This window comes from Streptomyces sp. A18 (genome assembly GCF_059026065.1).
The window spans coordinates 1-1,364 of the sequence record NZ_JBWLKL010000118.1 but is presented as its reverse complement, the minus strand read 5'-3'; the positions used below and the strand labels follow the sequence as shown (position 1 = coordinate 1,364).

Below are 1,364 nucleotides of genomic sequence, written 5' to 3'. Positions count from 1 at the left end.
CCATGAAGCTTTCCTCGGCATCGCCGTCTGCCTGATCACTCACCGACACGTACAACGCCTTTGTTAGGGCCAGTAATTCCAGACCTCTGACGGGTCGACATCGCACTAGCCGTTTCGTGGCACCAGCGCACCCCGCGGGCCTCGGTCTTGCCCAGAACTCAAGGCTCAGGACTTGCGAGAGGTCACCGTGGAATGGGCTCGCACCACCAACACCAACGAGCGTCCGTGGCACAGGTATTGACGGCCGCAGCGGCGCGGCGGCGTGCCGGTCTGGATAGAGACATCGCAGGTCCGGACGGCTCCAGGCATCCCCTTTGTCACCCCGGGCCGTCAACACCAGGCGTGCCGGCCGCTTGCCGCTCTTGCGTAAGGCATCGCTGCCAGGAGCCTCGGAGGCATCGCAAGCCTGCACTCGAACAGCGCAGATGCCATCAACACAGCGTCTGCAACCGCTACATACGAATTAGGACGGCTCTGACGCCGTGATCACACCAGCCACGCGGTGATCATTTCAGTTGCGGCCTCGCCCTCCCGCGGACGATGCTGTGTGCTCGGCGAATGAGGAGTACATGGTGGGACTCGTTCTGTTCCCGGGAGACGACAACACCGCCAGCCCGGACCTCTCCTGGTCCTACACAGGCTTCGCAGCGTTCCGGAAGTGGCTGGCACGGATCGAGGGGTTCGCCCTTGACGAGATGCGCGGTTGTGGCGGAGAGCGTCCCTGGAGCGAAGTCTTCACCTCGCTGACACCGCTTCTCGACCACCCGGACGACGACGGCCCCGACCTCACGGCAACGCAATGCGCTGCGATCTTGCCCCGCCTCACCGAGATCGCTGGGCAACCGCAGGATCACCAACTCGATCCGGTCCGGCAACGCCACTTCCAGGACGTTCGCCAGTTGGTGGTCGTCCTGCAGGTCTGCATCGAAAGGGACGTCGACTTGCTCTTGGGCTGACATCCGAACGGCGTTATCCACCCACTCCCACCAACAGATGCGGGACAGCCGTGTCCTGAGGAGTCGGCACGAGCAGTGCGTCACCGATCAGTGCGGCATGGGAACGCACATGCGCTGCTTCATGCCCTCGAACGTCGTGCTTGTCGGTCAAGCGTTTGAGGCGCCGCTCGCTGTAGCTCGTTCGCGTGATGCACTCACTCAAGTGGCGGAAGCCCTCCCGTCCGGCTTCGTTCGTTATGCGGACGTGAAAGGGGCAGACGAGTTCGGAGAAAGGTTTCTTCCGCCGATCAGCGCGGTGCGTGGGCTGACCAGCGCCGGAAGCGTCTCCGGACTGTCGGATGATTTTTGAACGAGATCAGGACGATGAGAACCACACCTTGCGGGCGGCATGCGAGGGGCATGCCGGTG

2 protein-coding genes are annotated in these 1,364 nt (G+C 63.1%); both read left to right on the top strand.

Annotated features, from left to right (window positions below; genetic code table 11):
• The first annotated feature begins 569 nt into the window (after positions 1-569).
• Positions 570-956 carry a hypothetical protein gene (locus AC5P1C_RS43700; protein ID WP_493871578.1) on the top strand — a complete coding sequence of 129 codons (387 nt, stop codon included), beginning with the start codon at positions 570-572 and terminating at the stop codon, positions 954-956.
• Between the two features lie 97 nt (positions 957-1,053).
• Entirely contained in the window at positions 1,054-1,305 is a 252-nt protein-coding gene (locus AC5P1C_RS43695; RefSeq protein WP_493871577.1) for a hypothetical protein, read from the top strand.
• The last annotated feature ends 59 nt before the right edge of the window (positions 1,306-1,364 follow it).